At 61.2% G+C, this 22753-nt stretch carries 18 protein-coding genes and 1 other RNA gene; 9 read left to right on the plus strand and 10 right to left on the minus strand.

Annotated elements, in window-relative coordinates:
* Positions 1-75 precede the first annotated feature (75 nt).
* Positions 76-1104 (minus strand): MBL fold metallo-hydrolase, encoded by a 1029-nt coding sequence (locus LA321_RS17145; RefSeq protein WP_042069531.1) that lies wholly within the window; start codon positions 1102-1104, stop codon positions 76-78.
* Positions 1105-1223: 119 nt separating this feature from the next.
* Positions 1224-2207 (minus strand): aldo/keto reductase, encoded by a 984-nt coding sequence (locus LA321_RS17150; protein WP_042069532.1) that lies wholly within the window; start codon positions 2205-2207, stop codon positions 1224-1226.
* A 193-nt stretch (positions 2208-2400) separates the two neighbouring features.
* On the opposite strand from LA321_RS17150, the gene LA321_RS17155 reads away from it, so the two are divergent.
* Both LA321_RS17155 and LA321_RS17160 read left to right on the plus strand, forming a co-directional pair.
* Positions 2401-3396: a LysR family transcriptional regulator gene (locus LA321_RS17155; protein WP_082043348.1), complete on the plus strand. Its 996-nt coding sequence runs from the start codon at positions 2401-2403 to the stop codon at positions 3394-3396.
* Positions 3397-4218: 822 nt separating this feature from the next.
* The gene (locus LA321_RS17160) at positions 4219-6375 is read left to right on the plus strand and encodes a TonB-dependent receptor (RefSeq protein WP_042069533.1); all 2157 of its coding nucleotides are present in this window, start codon (positions 4219-4221) and stop codon (positions 6373-6375) included.
* A gap of 426 nt (positions 6376-6801) precedes the next feature.
* Here the strand turns inward: LA321_RS17160 and ffs are convergent.
* From ffs to LA321_RS17200, 8 genes are all read right to left on the minus strand, one after another.
* An RNA gene (gene ffs / locus LA321_RS17165) (signal recognition particle sRNA small type) lies at positions 6802-6898 on the minus strand.
* A 102-nt stretch (positions 6899-7000) separates the two neighbouring features.
* Positions 7001-7789 carry a sulfite exporter TauE/SafE family protein gene (locus tag LA321_RS17170; RefSeq protein ID WP_042069535.1) on the minus strand — a complete coding sequence of 263 codons (789 nt, stop codon included), beginning with the start codon at positions 7787-7789 and terminating at the stop codon, positions 7001-7003.
* A gap of 92 nt (positions 7790-7881) precedes the next feature.
* The gene (gene arcD, locus LA321_RS17175) at positions 7882-9318 is read right to left on the minus strand and encodes an arginine-ornithine antiporter (protein ID WP_026458072.1); all 1437 of its coding nucleotides are present in this window, start codon (positions 9316-9318) and stop codon (positions 7882-7884) included.
* Between the two features lie 357 nt (positions 9319-9675).
* Positions 9676-10437 carry an SDR family oxidoreductase gene (locus tag LA321_RS17180; protein WP_042069536.1) on the minus strand — a complete coding sequence of 254 codons (762 nt, stop codon included), beginning with the start codon at positions 10435-10437 and terminating at the stop codon, positions 9676-9678.
* Between the two features lie 45 nt (positions 10438-10482).
* Entirely contained in the window at positions 10483-11400 is a 918-nt protein-coding gene (gene mmsB / locus LA321_RS17185; RefSeq protein ID WP_042069537.1) for a 3-hydroxyisobutyrate dehydrogenase, read from the minus strand.
* Positions 11401-11453: 53 nt separating this feature from the next.
* Positions 11454-12566 carry an enoyl-CoA hydratase/isomerase family protein gene (locus LA321_RS17190; protein ID WP_042069538.1) on the minus strand — a complete coding sequence of 371 codons (1113 nt, stop codon included), beginning with the start codon at positions 12564-12566 and terminating at the stop codon, positions 11454-11456.
* Positions 12559-13380, minus strand: a complete 822-nt coding sequence (locus LA321_RS17195) for an enoyl-CoA hydratase (protein WP_042069539.1) — start codon at positions 13378-13380, stop codon at positions 12559-12561. Before LA321_RS17195 ends, LA321_RS17190 begins: the two co-directional genes overlap by 8 nt.
* Before the next feature lie 102 nt (positions 13381-13482).
* Entirely contained in the window at positions 13483-14640 is a 1158-nt protein-coding gene (locus LA321_RS17200) for an acyl-CoA dehydrogenase family protein (RefSeq protein ID WP_042070031.1), read from the minus strand.
* A 261-nt stretch (positions 14641-14901) separates the two neighbouring features.
* Between LA321_RS17200 and LA321_RS17205 the strand changes: the two genes are divergently transcribed.
* The 7 genes from LA321_RS17205 (at position 14902) to LA321_RS17235 (ending at position 22741) form a co-directional block, all read left to right on the plus strand.
* Positions 14902-16050 (plus strand): isovaleryl-CoA dehydrogenase, encoded by a 1149-nt coding sequence (locus tag LA321_RS17205; protein ID WP_042069540.1) that lies wholly within the window; start codon positions 14902-14904, stop codon positions 16048-16050.
* Positions 16051-16111: 61 nt separating this feature from the next.
* Positions 16112-17746, plus strand: a complete 1635-nt coding sequence (locus LA321_RS17210; RefSeq protein ID WP_042069541.1) for a carboxyl transferase domain-containing protein — start codon at positions 16112-16114, stop codon at positions 17744-17746.
* Between the two features lie 10 nt (positions 17747-17756).
* Positions 17757-18596, plus strand: coding sequence for an enoyl-CoA hydratase-related protein (locus tag LA321_RS17215; protein WP_042069542.1), 840 nt, complete (start codon positions 17757-17759; stop codon positions 18594-18596).
* Positions 18593-20563, plus strand: a complete 1971-nt coding sequence (locus LA321_RS17220; RefSeq protein WP_042069543.1) for an acetyl/propionyl/methylcrotonyl-CoA carboxylase subunit alpha — start codon at positions 18593-18595, stop codon at positions 20561-20563. The genes LA321_RS17215 and LA321_RS17220 overlap by 4 nt, the downstream gene beginning before the upstream one ends.
* The gene (locus tag LA321_RS17225; protein WP_042069544.1) at positions 20560-21516 is read left to right on the plus strand and encodes a hydroxymethylglutaryl-CoA lyase; all 957 of its coding nucleotides are present in this window, start codon (positions 20560-20562) and stop codon (positions 21514-21516) included. The genes LA321_RS17220 and LA321_RS17225 overlap by 4 nt, the downstream gene beginning before the upstream one ends.
* Positions 21517-21531: 15 nt before the next feature.
* The gene (locus tag LA321_RS17230; RefSeq protein WP_042069545.1) at positions 21532-21942 is read left to right on the plus strand and encodes a MerR family transcriptional regulator; all 411 of its coding nucleotides are present in this window, start codon (positions 21532-21534) and stop codon (positions 21940-21942) included.
* Positions 21943-21979: 37 nt separating this feature from the next.
* On the plus strand, positions 21980-22741 hold the full coding sequence (locus LA321_RS17235; protein ID WP_042069547.1) for a substrate-binding periplasmic protein: 762 nt from the start codon (positions 21980-21982) through the stop codon (positions 22739-22741).
* Positions 22742-22753: the final 12 nt, after the last annotated feature.

A 22753-nucleotide genomic window follows, 5' to 3' on the forward strand; every position in this document is an offset into this window, starting at 1 on the left:
GATGGTTCAGTATTTGGTTCGACAAGACGGGCGCCTTGCTGGGGCGCCCGTTTTCACTCTTGAGCCGGCCATGCCTCAATCCCGCCACCAGGGGCTGCCACCATGGGGAGACAGAAAGGACAGAGGCTCGCCCATCATGGGGGTGGTCAGCGGGATCTGCTGCTCGGCCGCCAGCCGGGTGATCTGCTCCAGCGGCTCATCCCATGGGTGCATGGCAAGATCGAAGGTGCCATTGTGGATGGGATAGAGCCAGGTTGCGCGCAGATCGTGAAACGCCTGTGCGGTCTGGGCCGGAAACATGTGCACATGGGCCCAGCGCTCGTTGTAGGCCCCCGTCTCGAGGAAGGCCATGTCAAACGGGCCATGGCGCTCCCCTATCTCCTTGAAACCGGCGAAATAGCCGCTGTCGCCGCTGAAGAACAGCTTGCACTCATCGCTGCGAATGACCCAGGAGGCCCACAGGGTCTGGTTGCCATCGCTCAGGCCGCGGCCGGAGAAGTGCTGGGACGGCGTGGCGATAAGCTCAATGCCATCGACCCGGGTCTGCTGCCACCAGTCCAGCTCCCTGATCTTGTGCGCCGGCACGCCCCAGGCGCGGAGCCTGGCCCCGACGCCGAGCGGGGTGATGAAGTGCGCCACCCTGCCCTGCAGTGCCACTATGGTGGCGTGATCCAGGTGGTCATAGTGATCGTGGGAGAGGATCACCCCTTCAAGAGGCGGCAGATCGGCCAAGGCAATGGGCGGTGCGTGCCAACGCCTGGGGCCGAGCCATGAGAGTGGTGATGCGCGCTCGCTGAAGACAGGATCGGTCAACCAGAACTTGCCGCGCAATTTGAGCAGCAGGCTGGAGTGGCCCAGCCGCCAGACGCTGAAATCTGGAGCCGCCATGACACCTGCAAGGGTCATCGCCTGCACCGGGATGGCGCGATCAGGCAGGGTGCCGGCAGGCTTGCCAAACAGGAAGTCACGCCAAATCCCGACCCCTTCCCAGAAACTGCGCTCCGGAGGCGCCACCAGATTGTGAAACCGGCCCGCCCGATACTGGGTTGAGTCCTGGTGTTCGGGCAGACCCGATTGCAATACAGACGAGATAATACCGGCCATCGCGGCTCCTGTGAGTCATAACAACATAAGGGCCCCGGCGAACCGGGGCGACGCGAGCGTTGCCAAGACACGCGGCAGTGGCCGGGTGCCTTGCTCGGCTCGCTTTCAAACAGGGCCCCTTAGCGCCCCACCAGTTTTCCCAGGTGCGCCGGGTAGCGCCCCCCTTCCAGCTCGATGCCTGCCACGGCGGCGTCAATGTCAGCCAGCTCGCTGCTGCCGATCCTGATGGCGGCGGCCCCCAGGTTCTCTTCCAGCCGGTGCAGCTTGGTGGTGCCCGGAATGGGCACGATCCAGGGTCGCTGGGCCAGCAGCCAGGCAAGCGCAATCTGGGCCGGCGTCACCCCCTTGCTGGCGGCCAGATCCCCCAGCACCTCCACCAGGCGTAGGTTGGCCGCGCGGGCCTCCTCGGCAAAGCGCGGCACTATGCTGCGAAAATCGGTCGCCTCGAACCGGGTATCGGCCTTGATGGCCCCCGTCAGAAAGCCCTTGCCGAGCGGGCTGAACGGCACGAAACCTATCCCCAGCTCGTCGAGCAGCGGCAGGACCGCCTGCTCGGGCTCACGCCACCAGAGGGAATATTCACTCTGCAGCGCCGCCACCGGCTGCACCTTGTGGGCACGGCGGATGGAATCGACGCCGGCCTCGGACAGACCGAAGTGGCGCACTTTCCCCTCGCGGATCAGATCCTGTACGGTGCCGGCCACCTCTTCCATCGGCACCTCGGGATCGACGCGGTGCTGGTAGAAGAGATCGATGACATCGGTGTTGAGCCGGCGCAGGGAGGCCTCGGCCACGGCGCGGATATTCTCCGGCCGGCTGTCCAGCCCCTCGGGCACCTTGCCATTCTTGAAGCCGAACTTGGTGGCGATCACTACCTTGTCGCGAAACGGGGCCAGCGCCTCCCCCAGCAGCAACTCGTTGTCGCTCGGGCCATAGGCTTCGGCGGTATCGAAGAAGGTGACCCCGAGCTCATGGGCACGCCGGATCAGGGCGATCGCCTCCGCCTTGTCGGTGGCGGGGCCATAGCCAAAGCTCAAGCCCATGCAGCCCAGACCGATGGCGGATACCGTCAGCCCGCTGTTACCCAATTGACGTGTTTGCATGCTTGCTCCTTTTCTCACAATGCAGCCGAAACTGCCCTGGTAACCATGGATACACAGCCCCTTGTCTCAACCAACCCGAAGGGGAGTCAAGCGCTAAAGGCTGGCGCGGTCGATGGACGAACTATAGAGATGGGATAAACATCGAACTAGACGGTAAATGGCGGAATCAGTTACAACCAAATGATGTAAATCCATGAGCCAGACCATGATCAACGAATTGCGTTCCATCACCACCTTTGTACACACGGCCGAGCTGGGCAGCCTTAGCAAGGCGGCCGAGGCCCAGCAGATCTCTCCCCAGGCCGCCAGCAAGGCGCTCGGGCAGCTGGAAAGCTATCTGGGGGTGCGCCTGTTTCATCGCACCACCCGCAGCATGTCGCTGACCGAAGAGGGGCAACGATTTCTGGAGGCGGCGCAGCCTGCCCTGCTCGGCCTGCAGCAAGCCCTGACGGCGGCGCGCCAGACCCGTGAGGAGTTCGCCGGCCCGCTGCGAATAGTGGGCCCGCGCTCCGTGGTGCAGACGGTCATAGGGCCGCTGCTGGAGGAGTACTGCCGGCGCTATCCCGATGTGCAGCCGGATATCCGGCTCGATGACAGGGTCGGCAACTGGGTGGAGGAGCGGGTCGATGTGGGGCTGCGCATCGGCATCTCGCCCCAGGAGGGGCTGATCGCGCGCCGCCTGTTCCCCATGCAGCTCATCATCTGCGCCGCCCCCGCGTATCTGCGCAAATATGGCGTGCCCCTCACCCTGCACGATCTTGCCCTGCATCGCTGCAGTGCCTTTCGCCACGCGGGCAACGGGCGCCTGATCCCCTGGTACGTCAAGATGGGGGACGAACTGCAGGAGCATCCGGTGCGCCCGGCACTCTCCACCAACGACGAGATGGTGGAGCTGGGGGCCGTGCTGGCCGGCGATGTCATCGGCCAGCTGGCCGGGCCGACGGCGGCGGCGCATATCCGCGCCGGCCGCCTGGTGCCCTTGCTGCTCGAGCACATGACCCAGAGGCTCGGCCTGTTTCTCTACTACGGCAGTCGCGCCGCCCAGCCCGCCCGGGTACGCCACTTCATCGATCTCGCAATAGCCCGCCTCGCGGACAACCGGGAATATGTGCTCGACCTGGATGAACTGGAGCAGGCCCACCGGGTCGGCACGGCCTTGCCATACGAAGAGTCGCCGACCAGGGATTAACGAGATGACCGGTGCTTCGATGGCTGCGGTGGATAACCGTGGTCCCCTTCCTCCACAGCACACGGCTTTTGTGCCCTCGAGAACAGGATCTATCCCACCTCTTTAGTCCCCCTTTCAGGAGGGCTGAAATCAAACAGCTCCGTTTCCTGCCAGCTACGGGTTCTCTCCAGCTTGCTGATAGATAGAGCAGTTAATGCTTTGTTGATGGCGTTCACCAAATTGCAAAAAACCGTTGAAAGCTCAAATGATAATTAATATCATTTGTTCGTTTGCAAGGTAGCGAGAAAGAGGATGGATCCTGATAGCAACCGGCTCGACACGGATCATGTACCCACGTGGTTAGCTCCGCCTTATCTGTGATTGCACCTGCTCTCCATTTTAGTTATGGAGCGCCAGTCGGAACCGGTTATGCGCAGCAATGATGACAGTCACTTTTATCCATGCGTGTTTGCCGAGCGCTCGAGATATTCATATTCCGCCGAGTGGCTGTCCGGTATTTGGCTCTCATGAAGACTCTTCATATGCATTAGTGCTCACTCGAAATCAGTTTGATGTGCTTGCTTTTAATCACCTACAAATGACATGGAAGGATATTTATAAAACACGTATTTGTGAATAATCACCTTGCAAAACAGGCGGGTATCCATTGCCCATATAGAGTCTGTTATTTACCTAACGCCTGAACTTAAAAAATACAACCGAATGGGTAATTTAAACGGCTCTGAGTTGGCACTGCCAAAAATTATTTTTAGATAAACACACTGCTTATCATCAGTGTAAAACTGATTTTTACGGATTTATTACTATAAAATAGGGAAGGAAATGAAAGTCAATAATGAAAAATTGCGCTTATCCACAGCCGCATTAGCGGTAGCAAGTGCACTCCTAACGACTCCTGCTCTAGCATCAGAGTCCACCTCGTTCGATGAAATGGTCGTCGTCTCAAGTCGCACGCCAAAAGCCATCAGCGATATTCCCGGTACAGTCTGGTATATCGATTCAGAACGCATCGAACAGGAGTACCGTGGTGGTAAATCCTTAGGAGAAATTCTGGCATCATCGATTCCTTCCCTGGATATCAGCAGCGGAGCACGAACCAATTACGGCCAAAACCTGCGCGGGCGCAAGATGCTGGTGATGATTGATGGCATTTCCCTGCAATCATCCCGTCAAATCAGCCGTTATATGGACTCTATTGATCCATTCAACATTGAGCGCATTGAAGTGTTGTCAGGAGCCACCTCTATCTATGGTGCCGGCGCGTCTGGCGGGGTGATCAACATCGTTACTAAAAAAGCAACGAATGAAGAACTCGAGTTTGAATCCTATGTCGGCACCACCTCCGGATTTAACTCGGGTGAAGACCTTGACTACAAGCTCGCCCAATCTATTTCTGGAGGAAATGACAAGGTAAAAGCACGCACCTCTGTCGTTTACTCGGAATCACAAGGCTTTTTTGATGCCGATGGCGAGATCATTACGCCGGATATTTCGCAAGGTTCACTGCAGTTCAATCAGACCGTTGATTTCTTGACAACTGTGGGTATCAACCTGTCAGATACCAAACACCTTAACCTGCTGGGCCAATACTATGACAGCCAACAGGACTCCCCTTATGGCCTATATATTGAAAATGGCGACTTTATTGACGTAAGAAAAGGCTTCGACTCGGATCGCGAACATGGCACGACGCGGGTAATGCTCAGCACATCTTATATTGATGATAAGTTTTTGGGTCACCAGCTGATCACCGAAGCGTCCTATCGCAAGGAAGATCAGACCTATACCCCTTATTTCAGCTCATCGGGACAGCAAATTAGCGACGTTTTTTCGGTAAAGGCTGCATTGGCGAAAAAATTTGACAAACTCAACCTGGTATATGGCCTTGATGCATACCAGGACAAACTGGAAAGCAATCAGGCGCTCTATGACCCTGTCCTTGCAAATAATACGGGGAACCTTCTCAACCGCACCTACGCACAAGTCGGCCGCTATCCGGGCATTGAAGTGGGCTCGGTGGCCGGTTTTGTGCAGGCAGACTACGCCATCACTGATGACTGGATCGTGGAAGGCGGCTTTCGCTATCAATACATGACCAATAAAATCGATGATTTTGTCGGTTATCAGCAGCAGCAGAGGATCGCCGCAGGTAAAGGCTCTTCCGCAGACGCCGTGCCCGGAGGCGAGACAGACTACAGTGTTGGCTTGTTCAACCTCGGCACCATTTATCATCTGAACGATAGCTCGCAGGTATGGGCAAACTTCTCGCAAGGTTTCGATCTTGCCGATCCGGCCAAGTACTATGGTCAGGGGGAATATACCCGGGTCGGCGATCACTGGAAGCTCAACAAGAGCATCAACGTCAACGACTCCAAAATGTCCGGTATAAAGACCAATAGCGTTGAACTTGGCTATCGCCTTGATCAGGGTGATTTCAATTTCCAGACTGCTGCCTACTACTCTCACTCGGACAAGTCAGTGGAGTACAACAAAAAGACCCTGCTTATCGAAGAGCTGGAAGACAAGAAACGCGTGTATGGCCTGGAAGGCATGGCTTCCTACTGGGTGCATGACAACATCCAGCTGGGGGCAGCTGGCCACTATGTTGTCTCTGAAATCAAGGGAGGTAACGGCTGGCAAGATATGACCGCCGGTGAAGCCAGTACCTCAAAAGCCAGCGCCTGGGCAGGCTGGTATGGTTCAGCCCTCTCGCTTAAGGTCCAGAGCCAAACCATGTTTGACTACGAAGACAGCGAACAGAACAAGTTGAATGGTTACACTATGTTTGACTTGTTGGGCAGCTACCAACTTCCGATCGGGAGCCTGGGTTTTGGCGTCCAGAACCTGTTTGACCGGGACTACACCACCATCTGGGGACAACGAGCCCAGATTGTCTACTCGGCTCACTATGAACCGGCCGCCTACGACTACAAGGGTCGTGGCCGAACCTACACATTGAACTATCAAGTGAAGTTCTAAACCTCACGCATATAAAACCGCCCCCGATGGGCGGTTTTACTCTTTTTTTGCTCCTTCGCGTGCCATTCAATCCGGATACTTTACCAAGTCGATGGCTTTTTTGATTGCCCAGTGCTTTCGGTTCCCTGAGCAACGCTTTCTCGTTCAACCAGAGATCGCTGAGTTCTGACTACTATCCAGGTTGAGCGAGTGCTACTGACCGCGGCAATGGGCAATGGGGAGAATGACGGCTGGATAAGTACAAATACGCACCACGACGAGCACAATGAAGCCACTGGATCAGCTTGCGGTAGTTGCCAGAGATCATGCAAAAGGAACGGTAGAGTCGCCAGGAAGCGTGCTTAACTATCCACACAAAGTGGATAACCAAGAGGTCTGAAGGGGGGGATTAGCTGTAACTTATTGAATTGCAGAAACAAGTGGTGGCCCTACCAGCCACATCCCGGCACTCGAGTCCCCCGCCTTGGCTGCTACCTTCCGGTCCTGACCAGGTCGACGGGTTATCAATGCGAGAGGACCAATAGGACCACCGGCGAGGAGAATAGGCAAACTGGCGTATCAATGCAACGGCTTTCTGCACCTCGGCAGTTCGTTTGCCTTATTTTTCAACAATCTGCCGAACAGATCAGCTAAACAGCATAAATTTCGCCCCCACCAGCAGCATCAACAGGGCAAATGCCTGCTTGAGGCGCTGGGGCGAGAGGCGGTGCGCCAATCTGGCCCCAACCCTGGCAAACTGGGTACTGGTGAGCACGATGCCGACGAGGGCCGGCAGATAGATGTAACCCAGACTCCACTCGGGCAGATCGGGGTTACCCCAACCGGCATAGAGATAACTGAGACTGCCTGCAAAGGCAATTGGCATGCTGCAAGCCGCAGACGCTGCCACCGCGTTGCGCATCGGCACCGAGTTCCAGCTCAGATAAGGCACGGTGAGCGAGCCGCCACCGATGCCAAACAGCGCTGACATCCAGCCGATGATGGAGCCCGCAATGCCGGTGCCCACAGGTCCCGGCATTTGACGCTCCGCTTTGGGCTTTAGATTGAGCCCCATCTGCAGCGCCATGGTCCAGGCGAAGCAGCCGATGATGATGTTGAGGGTGCTGGCGCTCAGCAGGTTGGCGGTCATGCCACCAAACCAGGCCCCCAGCAGCATGCCGACGGCGAGGTGGCGGATCATCACCCAGTCCACCGCGCCCGCTTCCTGATGCGCCCGCAGAGAACTGAAGCCGGTGAAAATCATGGTGGGCAGCGAGGTACCGAGAGCCAGGTGGGTCACGATGTCGGGCGCCACCCCCTGGGCATGAAAACTGAGTACCAGCACGGGCACTATGATGAGACCGCCGCCGATCCCGAACAGCCCCGCCAGCATGCCGGCGAAGGCCCCCAGCAGCAGATAACCCATAAACAGCATAACGATTCCTTACGAAACGGCGCAGCCACGCACTGGCTCATGCTGCGCATAAAAAAAGAGATGGCCATCAGGCCATCTCTTCATTGTGCCGTTTAATTGAGGGGAATGGTACCGTCCATCACCTTGTAGAAGGCCAGCACGGCAAACCCGAGCAGGGCCGCCGTCATCCCCTGCTCCAGCCGGTTGAGGCTGCGCAGGGCATGGTGCTGACGGGCTTTCCAGTAGATGAAGATACCCGGGCTGTAGAGCAGCGCCACCAGCAGCAGGTACTCCACCCCGGCGGCATAGACCAGCCAGCAGCCGTATACGGTAGCGACCAGCGCCAGCAACATATCACGATTGCGCTGATGAGGCTGGCCCTCGTAGGTCTCCCCCTTGAGCGCCAGCTTGAGGCCGTAGGCACCGGAGAAGACATAGGGCACCAGGGCGGCCGACGTGGCGATGTTGACCAGCGCCAGATAGGTACTGCTCTGGAAGTAGATGATGATGAGGAAGATCTGCACCAGACAGGTGGAGCACCAGAGCGACACCTGGGGCGAGCCGTTTTTGTTCTCCTTGGCGAACCAGGCCGGGAACACGCCGGTCTTGCCCGCAATGTAGGGCACTTCGGCCGCCAGCACGGTCCAGCTCAACAGCGCCCCCATCACGGAGATCACCAAACCGATGTTGATGAGCCAGGCCCCCCAAGGACCGACGACTGCTTCCAGGATCATGGCGGTGGACGGGTTCTTGAGTTGGGCCAGTTGGGGCTGGTTCATCACCCCCAGGGAGAACAGGGTCACCATCACGTAGAGCGCCAGGGCACCAAGCAGGGCCAGCACGGTGGCGCGCCCCACATCCTTGCGATGACGGGCACGGGCAGAGACCACCACGGCCCCCTCGATCCCGATGAAGACCCAGAGGGTGACCTTCATGGTCGATTTGACCTGTTCCATCACTGAGCCCAGTTCGGGATTGCCCTGCCCCCAGATATCCAGGTTGAAGGTATCCAGATTGAAAGCCAGCAAAATGGCGACGCAGAAGACGATGAGAGGTACCATCTTGGCGATGGTGGTCACGATATTGACCAGCGCGGCAACCTGGATCCCGCGCAGCACCAGAGCATGCACCGACCAGATCAGGATGGAGGCGAGCGTGATGGCCAGCGGCGTGTTGCCGTCACCGAAGATGACGTTGTCCGGCGTATCGAAGAAGTAGCCGAGCGCACTGAATACCACGATGGCGTAGGAGACGTTGGCCAGCAGCTGGCAGAGCCAGTAGCCCCAGGCTGCGTTGAAGCCGATGAAATCACCGAAACCCGCCTTGGCGTAGCTGAAGATACCGCCATCGAGATCCGGGCGGCGCATGGAGAGGTTCTGATAGACCAGCGCAAGACAGATCATGCCGATGCCCGTGATGGTCCAACCCAGGGCGACGGCCCCGGCACTGGCGTGGGCGGCGATGTTTTGTGGCAGACTGAAAACCCCGGCGCCGACCATGGAGCCGATCACCAGCGAAATGAGGGCGCCCAGCCCTAGTTTCTTGTCCATCTCAATCCTGTTTAATTAGGCGGCGGCAGAGCGTCCCTATTCATACTGCACGCGATATGGGAGGGGCGAGAAATCCATACCCCGTGAAAAAGGCGGCAACTATATTGCATGATTATTCCGGCCGCAATCCTTCGTGCCATCAATCATGCGCCACCTTGACCGCGCGCAATTTTACAGCACTGACCATGAGTGCCTGTGAGCTGAGTCAAATTAAGCAAGACCCATTGATATTTATGATAATTTGGCAAAACAAAAGGGACTCGAACTTATCTATTCAGCAGTATGCAGTCGCCTCGGTTTCGACCTGGCTGCATAAAAAATCCCCGGCTACCAGACCGGGGATTTTTCTGCTCGCCGTTACAAACGCAGGCCGCCGTCGAGCTCGATCATCCGCCCCGACAAGTAGTCATTGGCGAGGATGAACTGCACCGTCTCGGCCAGCTGGCGCGCCTCCCCCAGCACACCAACCGGTATGGCCTGCTGCATGCGGGCCATCGCCTCCGGTTTCATCGCAGCCGTCATGTCGGTGGCAAACACCCCGGGGGCGATCCCCATCACCCGGATGCCGTGACGGGAGAGTTCCCGCGCCCAGGTCACCACCAGCGAGGCCACCCCCGCCTTGCTGGCGGCATAGTTGCTCTGGCCGATATTGCCGGCGCGGGCGATGGACGAGACGTTAATGATGACGCCCCCCTGCCCCCTTTGCGCCATCAAGGCTGCCCCCTCTCGCCCGCACAGGAAGGTGCCGGTCAGGTTGACGTCGATGACGCTCTGCCACTGGCTCAGACTCATCTTCTCCTGCAGTACTCCCTCCTTTACCTTGATCAGCATGCCGTCCCGCAGGATGCCGGCGCAGTTGATGAGGCCATGCAAGGCGCCGTATTGCTCCTTGATCGCGGCAAAGGTCGCCTCCACCTCGGGTTCGCTCGCCACGTTGCAGACGAACAGGCCACACTGGCCATCCCGGCTGCGCAGTTCGGCCTCGGTCACCTCCAGATCGGCGCGGTTGACGTCGATAAGCGCCAACTGGGCACCTTGCTCTGCCAGACTCAGGGCGATGGCCCGGCCAAGTCCTCGCCCTGCCCCCGTGATGGCGATGACCTTCTGCTTGATATCCATGCATGCTCCTTGTGTTGTCACTGGGTTATTCGGGTGATGGCGACACTAGCTGCTTTTCTTGTCCAGATAGAGCTCGACGATGCTGGAAAAATCTCGCGTATCCTGCCCCTGCGTCGCATGCAGGTTGAACAGGTTGCGAGCGAGCGCCCCCATGGGCACGGCGCTATGGGCATGTTCGGCCAGGGCCATGGCCAGCCCCAGGTCCTTCACCATCAGCCGGGTCATAAAACCTCCCTGATAGTTACGGGATGCGGGGACATTCTCCATCACCCCGGGCCAGGGGTTGTAGCGCTCCAGACTCCAGTTGTTGCCCGAACTCTTGCCCATGATGGTGGAGAGTACCGCCGGATCCAGCCCCTCCTTCACCCCGAGTGCCAGGGCCTCTGCGGTGCCCGCCATGTGGATGGCGAGCAGCATGTTGTTGCACATCTTGGCGATCTGCCCCGCCCCGAGGACACCGGCATGGAACAGGTTCTGCCCCATGTGGGCGAGCACGGGTTTGGCGGCCTCAAAATCGGCAGGCTCGCCCCCCACGATAAAGGTCAGCGTTCCGGCCGCCGCGCCTGCCACGCCCCCCGATACAGGGGCATCGATAAAGCGGATGCCGCGCGCCCTGGCCGCCTCCCCTACCTGGCGAGCAGAGGCCACATCTATGGTGGAGCAGTCGATGACCAGGGTGCCTGCCGGCAAGGCCGCCAGCAGATCCTGACAGCCCCCCTTTCCGGCATCTTCGCCAAGCCAGAGGGCCCGCACATGTTCCCCTGCGGGCAGCATGCTGATCACCACCTCACAGTCGCTCACCGCCTCCCTGGCATCTGCGGCGGCGATGCAACCGGCGGTGATCGCCCGGGTCACGCTTTCGTGCACCAGATCAAACACCTGCACCCTGTGCCCCGCCCGGGCCAGGTTGGCGGCCATGGGCGCCCCCATGTTGCCAAGCCCGATAAATCCAATCCTTGTCATCCTTTGCTCCTTGCGTTGTCCCTTGTCCGGCGCGCCCCGGCATCTTGATGAGGCTAGCCCTGAAGGGGATTTGTCCCTTCTGGCCAGCGATAGAAGGCATCCTGCCACGCCTCCCCCGTTTGGGCTGGCTGCCAGCGGGGGGATTTGTCCTTGTCGATAAGTAGCGCCCGCACCCCTTCCACAAAATCTCCCTTGAGCACGCAGTTGACCGAGAGGGTCAACTCATCGGCAAACACCTCGGCGAGCGACTGGCGTCGAGCCTGCCAATATTGGCGCCACAGGATGGCGCGGCTGATGGGGCTGCCGCTGCGACAGGTATCGCGGGCCTTCGCCAGGCTTCCCTCACCGGACTCGAGATCGAAGCTGGCATCGAACAGGCGATCCAGTACCCCTTGCAAGGTACGCCCCGCCAGCAGGGCATCAATTCTGGCTTGATGGGGCAAAACCACTGGCTCGGGGAGCGCGGCAAGCACCTCGCGATGCAGCCCTTGCAGCAGTTGATCGACCTGATCGCGGGGATCCCTGGCTTGGGACCAGTCGAGCGCCGCGAGCCGGGGCAGTAGCGCCTCCCGCTCACGGCTGGCGATGGCGTGATCCGCGAGCCCCAGAGCAATGGCATCCTGGCCATTGAAGCGGGCGCCGGTGAGGCCGAGCCAGAGCCCGAGGCGCCCCGGCATCCGGCTCAAGAACCAGCTGGCCCCCACATCCGGATAGAGGCCGATGGTCACCTCCGGCATGGCGAACAGGCTCTTCTCGGTCACCACCCGAAAATCGGCGCCGGCAAAGAGGCCAATGCCGCCCCCCATGCAGATGCCATCCGCCACGCAGACAAGTGGCTTGTCATAGCAGTGGATCAGGTGATCGAGCCGGTATTCCTGCTCAAAAAAATCGCGGGCATAGCCAAACAGTGCCGACTCGCTCGCTTCCTGCTTGCGGTAATAAAAAGAGCGGATATCGCCGCCGGCGCAGAAGGCCTTCTCACCCGCCCCCTGCAGCAGGACACCGACGATGGCGGGATCCTGCTGCCACTCTACGAGAGTACGCTGCAGGATCTGGATCATCTCAAGGCTTAACGCATTGAGCGAGGCGGGACTGTCGAGGGTCAACACACCAATCTGCCGACCATCGCTAGTGGGATAACAACTGACCTTGACCGGTTCACTCATGAGGGGCTCCATCTTGGGCATTGGGTGAAACGCCGGCAGAGGCGCCGTAGTGCCAACGGGGTGGCCGTTTCTCCAGGAAGGCAACGACCCCCTCACGCTGGTTGGCGTCGGCAAACAGCTCGAGAAACAGGCTGCGCTCAAGGGGCAAGGCTGCATCCCGGGGGCCGCTGCGCCCCTGATTGATGAGGGTCTTGCAGGCGCGCAGGGCGCTCGGGCTCTGACGTTCCACCAGCTGCGCCATCTGGTGGGCGGCTTCCCAGGCGTGGCCGGTTTTCACCACCTCCTCCACCAGCCCCATCTCGTAGGCCAGGGTGGCATTGACCTTTTCGCCGCACAGGATCATCCGCTTGGCCCAGCCCGGCCCCACCAGCTCGGTGAGCCTCTGAGTGCCGCCGGCGCAAGGCAACAAGCCCACCGAGGCCTCTGGCAACCCCAGCAGGGCCTGCTGCTCGGCGATGCGGATGTCGCAGGCCAGCGCCACCTCCAGCCCGCCCCCCATGGCATAGCCATTGATGGCGGCGATGCTGACGCCGTGGAACCGGGTCAGTGCCTCGAACGCCTTGCCAAACGCCTCGGCCACCTCGCGGGCATGCTCCACATTGCCGTCGGCAAACATCTTGAGATCGGCACCGGCGCAGAAAAACTTGTCCCCCGCCCCGCGGATCACCAGAGCCACCACGTCGGGACGGCTGTCGAGCTCCACCATCATCTGCAAGAAGGCCTGCAGGCTGGCGAGGGTCCAGGTGTTGGCGGGGGGGTGATCCAGGGTGATGTAGGCGACGTGGCCATGATATTCGAGCCTGATCCTTGTCATTGCGTTGTCCTTGTCAAAAAGCCTGTCCCATGATGACAGGGTTGCATGGCACCAAACCGGGTCTGGTTCACAAAGCGATCCCGCACGCCGGGAGCATGCCCGTCACCCCAGCGCCAGACCGGCGTCCGCCAGCAGACGGCGGGCGATGATGAGCCGCATCACCTCGTTGGTCCCTTCCAGAATGCGGTGTACCCGGGTATCACGCAGGTAGCGTTCCAGCGGATACTCGCGGATATAACCATAGCCGCCAAAGAGTTGCAGAGCCTCGTCGCAGACCCGGTAGCCCACATCGGTGGCAAAGCGCTTGGCCATGGCGCACCAGGCGCTCTTGTCCGGACTGCCCCGATCCAGCTTGTCAGCGGCCTGGCGCACCATCAAGCGGGCGGCGGCCAGTTCGGTGGCCATGTCGGCCAGACGAAACTGCACGCTCTGAAATTCGCTGATCGGGCGCCCGAATTGCTGGCGCTGCTGGACATAGGCCAGCGCGTCATCGAGGGCTTGCTGGGCTGTGCCCACCGAACAGGTGGCGATATTGATGCGCCCGCCATCAAGGGCCTGCATGGCGAACCTGAAGCCTTCCCCCTCTTGGCCCAGCCGGTAGCTGGCGGGGATGCGCACGCCGTTAAAGGCCACCTCACGGGTCGGCTGGCTGTTCCAGCCCATCTTCTCCTCCGCCTTGCCATAACTTACCCCGGGCGTGTCCGCCGGTACCATAAAGGCGGAGATCCCCCCCGCCCCCTCGCTGCCGGTGCGCGCCATCACCACCAGTACATCCGTGCTGCCCGCCCCCGAGATAAACACCTTGTTGCCCTCAATGAGATAGCTATCCCCATCGCGCACGGCGCGGGTCTTGAGGGCCGCGGCATCGGAGCCCGCCCCCGGTTCGGTGAGACAATAAGAGCCCAGCAGCTCGCCACTGGCGAGCCTGGGTACCCACGCCTCGGCGACATCGGCTGGTAGCCAGCTGCCCAGCATCCAGCTCACCATGTTGTGGATGGTGAGATAAGCCGTGGTGGAGGTGCACCCCATGGCGAGACGCTCGAAAATAAGGCTGGCATCGAGCCGTGAGAGCGCGAGACCGCCATATTGCTCCTGGGTGTAGAGGCCGCAAAAACCCAGCTCCGCCGCCTGCTTGATGGTGGGGATGGGGAATTCGTGCTCCCGATCCCAGCGGGCGGCATGGGGTTTGAGCGCCTCGTTGGCAAAGGCGGTCGCCGCCTCGACATAGGCCTGCTGATCGTTTGTCAGGGTAAAGTCCATCTGCTGTTTGCACTCCCTTTCACGTTCTTGATGGGCACGACCGGCATGGCCCGCCACTATTCGTTCATCCATCCGGCACGCGCTCCCGACCAGAAAGGCCAGCAGGTTTGCCGTCGCCCGGATTGGGTTTTACCTTAGACTAACAATTGATTTACGTTTACGCTAACGTAAACTTAGACGCAAATGGACTGACCAGTCTGGCGCTGCCACTCCCGGGGAGCCACACCAGCAGGCCAGTTTACCCACCGAAGGAGAGCAAGGATGCATGCAGTGATGGATGAGACCCTCTGCGCCCTGACCGAGCAGGTCGCGGCCTTCTGCCAGAAAGTGATCGCGCCGCGGGCCGGCGAGATCGATCAGAGCAACGCCTTTCCGCGCGATCTCTGGCCCCTGATGGGGGCGCTGGGGCTGCACGGCATCACGGTGGCAGAAGAGTATGACGGGGTGAACCTTGGTTATCTTGCCCATGTGCTGGTGATGGAGCAGGTGAGCCGCGCCAGCGCCTCGGTCGGTCTCTCCTACGGCGCTCACTCCAACCTCTGCATCAACCAGATCCACCGCCACGGCACCCCTGATCAGAAGGCGCGCTACCTGCCTGATCTGGTCAGCGGCAAGCATGTGGGGGCGCTGGCCATGAGCGAGCCGGGAGCCGGCTCCGACGTGGTCAGCATGCGCCTCACGGCCGAGCGCGATGGCGATCACTTCGTGCTCAATGGCAACAAGATGTGGATCACCAACGGCCCGGATGCCGACACCTTCGTCATCTATGCCAAAACGGATGCCAGCGCCGGGCCCAAGGGGATCTCCGCCTTTATCGTCGAGGCGGGCACAAAGGGCTTCACCACCGCCCAGAAGCTCGACAAGCTCGGCATGCGCGGCTCCAGCACCTGTGAGCTGGTGTTCGACAACTGCCGCATTCCGCAAGAGAGCCTACTCGGCCCATTGCACGGCGGCGTCAAGGTGCTGATGAGCGGTCTCGATTACGAGCGGGTAGTGCTGGCGGCCGGCCCCCTTGGCATCATGCAGGCCTGCATGGACGTGGTGCTGCCCTATGTGCGCGAGCGCAAACAGTTCGGCCAGGCCATCGGCGAGTTCCAGCTGGTGCAGGGCAAGCTCGCCGATATGTACACTCGTCTGGCCAGCAGTCGGGCTCTGGTCTACTCGGTGGCAAGCGCCTGCGACGCCGGTCGCACCAGTCGCAAGGATTGCGCCGCCGCCATCCTGTTTGCCGCCGAAAACGCCACCCAGATGGCGCTCGATGCCATCCAGCTGCTGGGTGGCAACGGTTACATCAACGAATACCCCACCGGCCGCCTGCTGCGGGATGCCAAGCTCTATGAAATTGGCGCCGGCACCTCGGAAATTCGCCGTTGGCTCATCGGTCGCGAGCTGATGGGAGACAACGCATGAACCGCCTCGCTCCAGACACCGCCACAGCCATCGGCAGTCATTTGCAACTGGGAACAGACGCATGAGCAGACTTCACTCCCGCCTCGATACCGCAAGCCCGGAATATGCGACCAATCGAGCCGCCATGCAGGCGCTGGTCGACGATCTCAATGCCCGTCTGGAGGAGATAGCCCAGGGTGGCGGCGCCACCAACAACGCCCGCCATCAGGCCCGCGGCAAGCTGCTGCCCCGCGAGCGCATCAACCAGTTGCTGGACCCGGGCTCCCCCTTTCTCGAACTCTCGGCGCTGGCCGCTTTGCAGGTCTATGACGAGCCGGTGCCCGCCGCCGGCATCATCACCGGCATCGGGCTCATCTCGGGCAGGCTCTGCATGCTGGTGGTGAACGATGCCACCGTGAAGGGTGGCACCTACTACCCGCTCACAGTGAAAAAGCACCTGAGGGCCCAGGCGATCGCCGAACGGCTGCGCCTACCCTGTCTCTATCTGGTGGATTCCGGCGGCGCCTTTCTGCCGATGCAGGACGAGGTGTTTCCCGACCGGGACCATTTTGGTCGTATCTTCTACAACCAGGCCCGCATGTCGGCCCAGAACATCCCCCAGCTGGCGGTGGTGATGGGGCTCTGTACCGCAGGCGGCGCCTATGTACCCGCCATGGCTGACGAGTCCATCATGGTCAAGGAACAGGCCACCATCTTTCTAGCGGGCCCGCCGCTGGTCAAGGCGGCGACCGGCGAGGAGATCAGCGCAGAAGCCCTCGGTGGCGCCGAGGTGCATTGCGCCCACTCAGGGGTGGCCGATCACCTGGCCCGCGATGATGCCCATGCCTTGGCCATCGCCCGCACCCTGGTTCACAACCTGGGGGCAAGCGATCCGGGCGAAGACCCGTTTCCGGTGTCGGGTGTCGCTTCGCGCTCCCCAACCTTTGAAGAACCCGGCTATCCGGTTGAGGAGTTATACGGCCTGGTGGGCACCAGCCTCAAGCGTCCTTACGATGCCCGCGAGCTCATTGCCCGCCTGGTGGATGGCTCCGAATTTGATGAGTTCAAGGCACTGTTCGGCACTACCCTGGTGACCGGCTTTGCCCGGATTGCAGGCATGAAGGTGGGGATCCTCGCCAACAACGGCGTGTTGCACAGCGATAGCGCCCAGAAAGGAGCCCACTTCATCCAGCTTTGCAACCGGCGCGCCATCCCGCTGCTCTTCCTGCAGAACATCACCGGGTTTATGGTAGGAAGCACAGCGGAAAAAGAGGGGATCGCCAAACATGGTGCCAAACTGGTCACCGCCGTGGCCTGCAGCCGGGTGCCCAAGATCACCCTGATCGTCGGCGGCAGCTTTGGCGCCGGCAACTATGGCATGTGTGGGCGCGCCTATGAGCCAGACTTTCTCTTTAGCTGGCCCAACAGTCGCATCTCGGTGATGGGGGGCGAGCAGGCTGCCGGGGTGCTGGTGCAAGTGCGACGGGACAAGCTGGCCGCGGAAGGAAAAACCCTGGGCGAGCAGGAGGCTGCCGCCATCCGCGCCCCGGTGATCGACCAGTATGAACGACAGGGCCATCCCTATTACGCCAGCGCCCGCCTGTGGGATGACGGCGTCATCGACCCCGCCCAGAGCCGCACCGTGCTGGCGCTGGCACTGGCTGCCTGCCAGGGGGCCGAGACGGGCCCGGAACAGTACGGCATCTTCCGGATGTAAGGAGTTCGACATGTCCGACCCAATCTGCAATGACCCCCTGGCCGGTTTTCGCCTGGAGCGGCACGGCCCGCTGATCGAGCTGATCCTAGCGCGTCCGGCCCGCCACAACGCCTTTGATGACGATCTCATGCTGGGTCTGCTCGATTGCCTCGACGATCTGGCCCATCGCCACGGGCAATCCCTCGCCGAGCGACCTCACGCCCTGATCCTGCGGGCGGAGGGCAAACATTTTTGCGCCGGCGCCGATCTCAACTGGATGCGCAATCTGGCCCACGCGGATTTCGAGCACAACCGGGAGGATGCCCGGGTGCTGGCGCGGCTGATGCAAACCCTGGACGAGCTCCCCTTCCCCACCATCGCCCTGGTGCAGGGCGCCGCCTACGGCGGGGCGCTCGGCCTTATCTGCGCCTGCGATCTGGTGCTGGCGAGCGACGATGCCCGCTTTTGCCTCTCCGAGGTAAGTCTGGGGCTGGTGCCTGCGGTGATCAGCCCCTACGTGGTACGTGCCATGGGGATGCGCCAAGCCCGCGCCTACATGCTGAGCGCCGAACCGTTCGATGCCATCACCGCCTGCCGGCTCAATGTGGTACATCGGCTCAGCAAACCGGAACAACTGCTGCACGACGGGCGGGCTCTGGCCCTGCGGCTGTGTCGCAACGGCCCGGAGGCGATGAAGGAGACCAAGCGACTGCTGGCCGCCATCGAACACCACGCGCCCGCACTTCATGAAGAGAGAACCGTCGAGACCATCGCCCGGGTGCGGGTCGGTCTCGAAGCCCAGGAGGGGATGCAGGCCTTCTTCGACAAACGGCCCCCCACCTGGCGTCCCCGTTTCAAGGATGAAACATGACTCATATCAGCCCCATCAAACGACTGCTCATCGCCAATCGCGGTGAAATCGCAGTGCGCATCATCAAGACCGCCCGCCGGCTCGGCATCCATACCATCGCCCTCTACTCGGATGCAGATACCCGCGCCATGCATGTGCGCGAAGCCGACGAAGCCTGGCATCTGGGGCCCGCCCCCGCGCGCGAAAGCTACCTCGACACCGCCAAGGTGCTGCGCATCGCCAAAGAGGCAAACGCTGATGCCATTCATCCGGGCTACGGTTTTTTGTCGGAGAACAGCGACTTTGCCCACGCCTGCGAGCAGCAAAACCTGCGCTTTATCGGGCCAAGCGGCGCCGCCATCCTCGCCATGGGAGACAAGTCCGGCGCCAAGGCGCTGATGCAGGCGGCAGACGTGCCCGTGCTGCCGGGCTACCACGGTGCGGACCAGTCACCCGAGGTGTTGCGCGAGCAGGCGCGACTGACCGGCTTTCCGCTCCTTATCAAGGCGGCCAGCGGCGGCGGCGGCAAGGGGATGCGTCGGGTCGAGCAGATAGAGACCTTCGACGAGTCGCTGGCGGCGGTGAAACGGGAAGCATTGGCCGCCTTCGGCGATGATACCGTGCTCCTTGAGCGCTATCTGACCAAGGCCCGCCATGTGGAGGTGCAGGTGTTTGCCGACAGCTTTGGCAACGCCATCTATCTGGGGGATAGGGACTGCTCCTTGCAGCGCCGCCACCAGAAAGTCATTGAAGAGGCTCCCGCCCCCGATATCTCCCCTTCCCTGCGCCGCGCCATGGGCGAGGCGGCCGTGGCTGCCGCCCGGGCCATCGATTACCGGGGCGCCGGCACCATCGAGTTTCTGCTGTGCGGGGAGGAGTTCTTTTTTATGGAGATGAACACCCGATTGCAGGTGGAACACCCGGTCACCGAGTGCATCACCGGCCAGGATCTGGTGGCTTGGCAACTGGCAGTAGCCGAGGGAAAAGCGCTGCCGCTCACCCAGGAGGAGGTACGCTTGCAAGGCCACGCGGTGGAGGCACGCCTCTACGCCGAGGATGTGGCAGCCGGTTTTTTGCCCGCCAGCGGCCCCATCGAGTGGCTCAACTGGCCGAACGGGGTACGCATCGACACCGGCGTTGCTGCCGGCGATGCGGTGAGCCCCTATTACGACCCTATGATCGCCAAGCTGATCGCCCACGGCCAGAGCCGCGCCGAGGCTTTTGCCAGCCTGGCCGACGCCCTGGCGGCGCTGGAGCTGGGTCCTCTGGTGCACAATGGCTCTCTGCTGCTGCGCCTGTGTGAAGAGCCCGAGGTGCTGGCGATGCGCCACCACACCCAGTGGCCCATTCCGACCGAGTCACAGGTCATTCCAGAGCTCGCCTGGCCGCTCGCCGCTCTCTGGCTCGCCAGTCGCCCCACCGGCCCCTCGCCCTGGCAACAGGCCGTCGGCTTTCGTCTGGGACAGACCAAAAGCTTTACGGCTGCGGTGCGAATTGGCGACGAGGCCAGGGTGCTGACCCTGCATGAGCGTGCGGGCACCTTGTTCTGGCAAGAGGAACCACACGCCTATGAGGTGGGCGACGCTCATATCCGTCTTCAGCAAGGGGGGGGCTGGCAGCGCTACCCCGTCCACTCGCTGACCGGGGGCGATTATGTGCTGCAGCTGGCCGGTCAACGCATTCGCTTCTCGGTCGATGATCAACGCCATCAACACCACCATGATCAGGGTGTGGACGCCGCCAGGGGCGCGATTGCCCCCATGCACGGCATCGTGGTGGCGCTGCAAGTCGAGGCAGGCCAGCACGTCAATAAGGGGCAACCCCTGCTGGTGCTGGAGGCGATGAAGATGGAGCATGTCTTGCGGGCTGATAGGGACGGGATGATCGAGGCCCTGCAGTGCAAGCAGGGGGAGCAGGTGAGCCAGGGAGCCATGCTGGTGCGATTTGCCGGGGATCAGTCAACGGACAGTCAGGAGAGCAGTCGATGACGAGGGAACATGACGTGAGGGATGACAGGGTCAGCCTGGTGGAGATGGGGCCGCGGGACGGTCTGCAGAATGAAGCCAATACCCTGTCTCTGGTGCAGCGGCTGGAACTTATCCAGCGGCTGGCCGAGAGCGGCCTGCAACGGATCGAGGTGGGGGCCTTCGTCTCCCCGAAGAAGGTGCCCCAGATGGCGGACTCCGCCGCCCTGTTTGTGGCGCTGCCCCGCAAGGGTCCGACCCGCTATGGCGCCCTGGTACCCAACCTGCAGGGATTGCAGGCGGCCATTGCCGCCCGCGCCGACGAGATTGGCCTCTTCACTGCCTGCTCGGATGGATTTACCCGAGCCAATATCGGCATCAGCGTCGAGGAGTCGCTGGTGCGCTTCGCGCCCCTGGTGCAGGAGGCGCGCCAACTTGGCATCAAGGTGCGCGGTTATCTCTCCACCGTGATCGCCTGCCCGTTCGACGGCCCCACTCGACCAAAGCGAGTCGCGGCCATGGCCGAACGCCTGCTGGATCTCGGCTGTCACGAGATATCCCTGGGCGACACCATAGGAGTCGGCACCCCGGGCACGGTTGCCCCCATGCTGGATGCGGTACTGCACGAGATCCCGGCTGGCCGGCTCGCGGTGCATTTTCACGACACCTATGGCCAGGGACTGGCCAACCTGCTGCCAGCGCTGGAGCGCGGCATCCGCACTATCGACTGCTCGGTCGCCGGGCTCGGCGGTTGCCCCTATGCACCGGGGGCCTCCGGCAATGTCGCCTCGGAGGAGGTGATCTACCTGCTGCACGGCCTTGGCATGAGTACCGGAGTGGATCTCGACAAGCTGGCCGCCACCGGTCAGTGGGTGAGCGAGCGGCTCGGTCGCCCCAACGGCTCCCGGGTCGGTCAGGCCCTCCATGCCAATGCCGAGCGGTTGCGAGCACGGCTTTGCCAGCCATCCCCTCACTAACTGGAGTCCATCACCATGGCCAATGCCCTGCCCGGCAAGGAGATCACCTACAGCATCTCCGAGCTGGCCCACGAATTTGACATTACGCCGCGCACCATCCGCTACTACGAAGATGAAGGGCTGCTCACCCCGACCCGGGAGGGACAAGCCCGCATCTACCGCCACAAGGACAAGATCCGCCTGAAGTTGACCCTGCGTGGCAAGCGGCTGGGCTTTACGCTGGCGGAGATCCGCGAGCTGTTCGACATGTATGACACCGACCGCTCGAGCAAAAACCAGCTCAACTCCATGATCCAGCTGATCGATTCCAGGCGCCAGGTACTGCGCCAGCAGCTCGAAGATATCCAGATGGTGATGGCCGAGCTGGACGCGGCCGAGCAGCGCTGCGTTAATTCCCTTAACGGCTTGAAAACCAGCGCAGATTAACCGAATCTGGGATCATTTCCCCCTTTCGGGACATCCCATGACACGCTGGTGCTGGTTACTGCTGTTGCTCTGCTCTACGGCGTGGGGCCATCCCCTGATCCGGGTCGGTGGCTACCCCTACGCGCCCTTCGTGGTCAAGGAGGGAGAAAACCGCTACAGCGGACTGACGCTGGATCTCATCGCACTGCTCAACAAGGCCCAGCAGGAAGTGCATTTCGTCTTCGTCCCCACTTCCGCCGTCCACCGCAGCCGGGCCATGGCCCTTGGTCGCTACTCCCTCATCCTGTTTGAAGAGATCCGCTGGGGTTGGGATGCCGGCGCAGTGCGCATGACCCGGCCACTGCTCCTGGGCGGCGAGAAGTATGTCGCCCTGAGGGAACCCAACCGGGATCAATCCTTTTTCAAGGATATCGCCAGGCGCCAGCTGATCGGCGTCAGCGGTTATCACTACGGCATCGCCGATTGGAATGCCTCGCCGGAAGAGCTCAAACGCCGCTTCAACATCACCCTGGTCAAGGACAACATCAGCGCCCTGCAAGGGCTCTTCAAGGGGCGCGGTGAGGTGGTCATTCTCAATTTCTCCTACCTGAACCAGTTCCGTATCCAGTACCCGGAGCAGGCGGCGCAGCTTTTCTATTCCGACAAATGGGATCAGCACTACCTGCTCAGGGCCCTGCTGAGCCCCACTGCGAGCATCACTACGGATCAACTGGAAACCTGGCTGAACAAACTCGAGAAAAATGGACAATTGACCCGACTCTGGACAAAGTACGGCGTGCAGCATCAAGTGGCACCATGATTGAGCCCCGAC

Origin of the sequence: Aeromonas enteropelogenes, assembly GCF_020097295.1 — a bacterium.
Taxonomy (GTDB): Bacteria; Pseudomonadota; Gammaproteobacteria; order Enterobacterales; family Aeromonadaceae; genus Aeromonas; species Aeromonas enteropelogenes.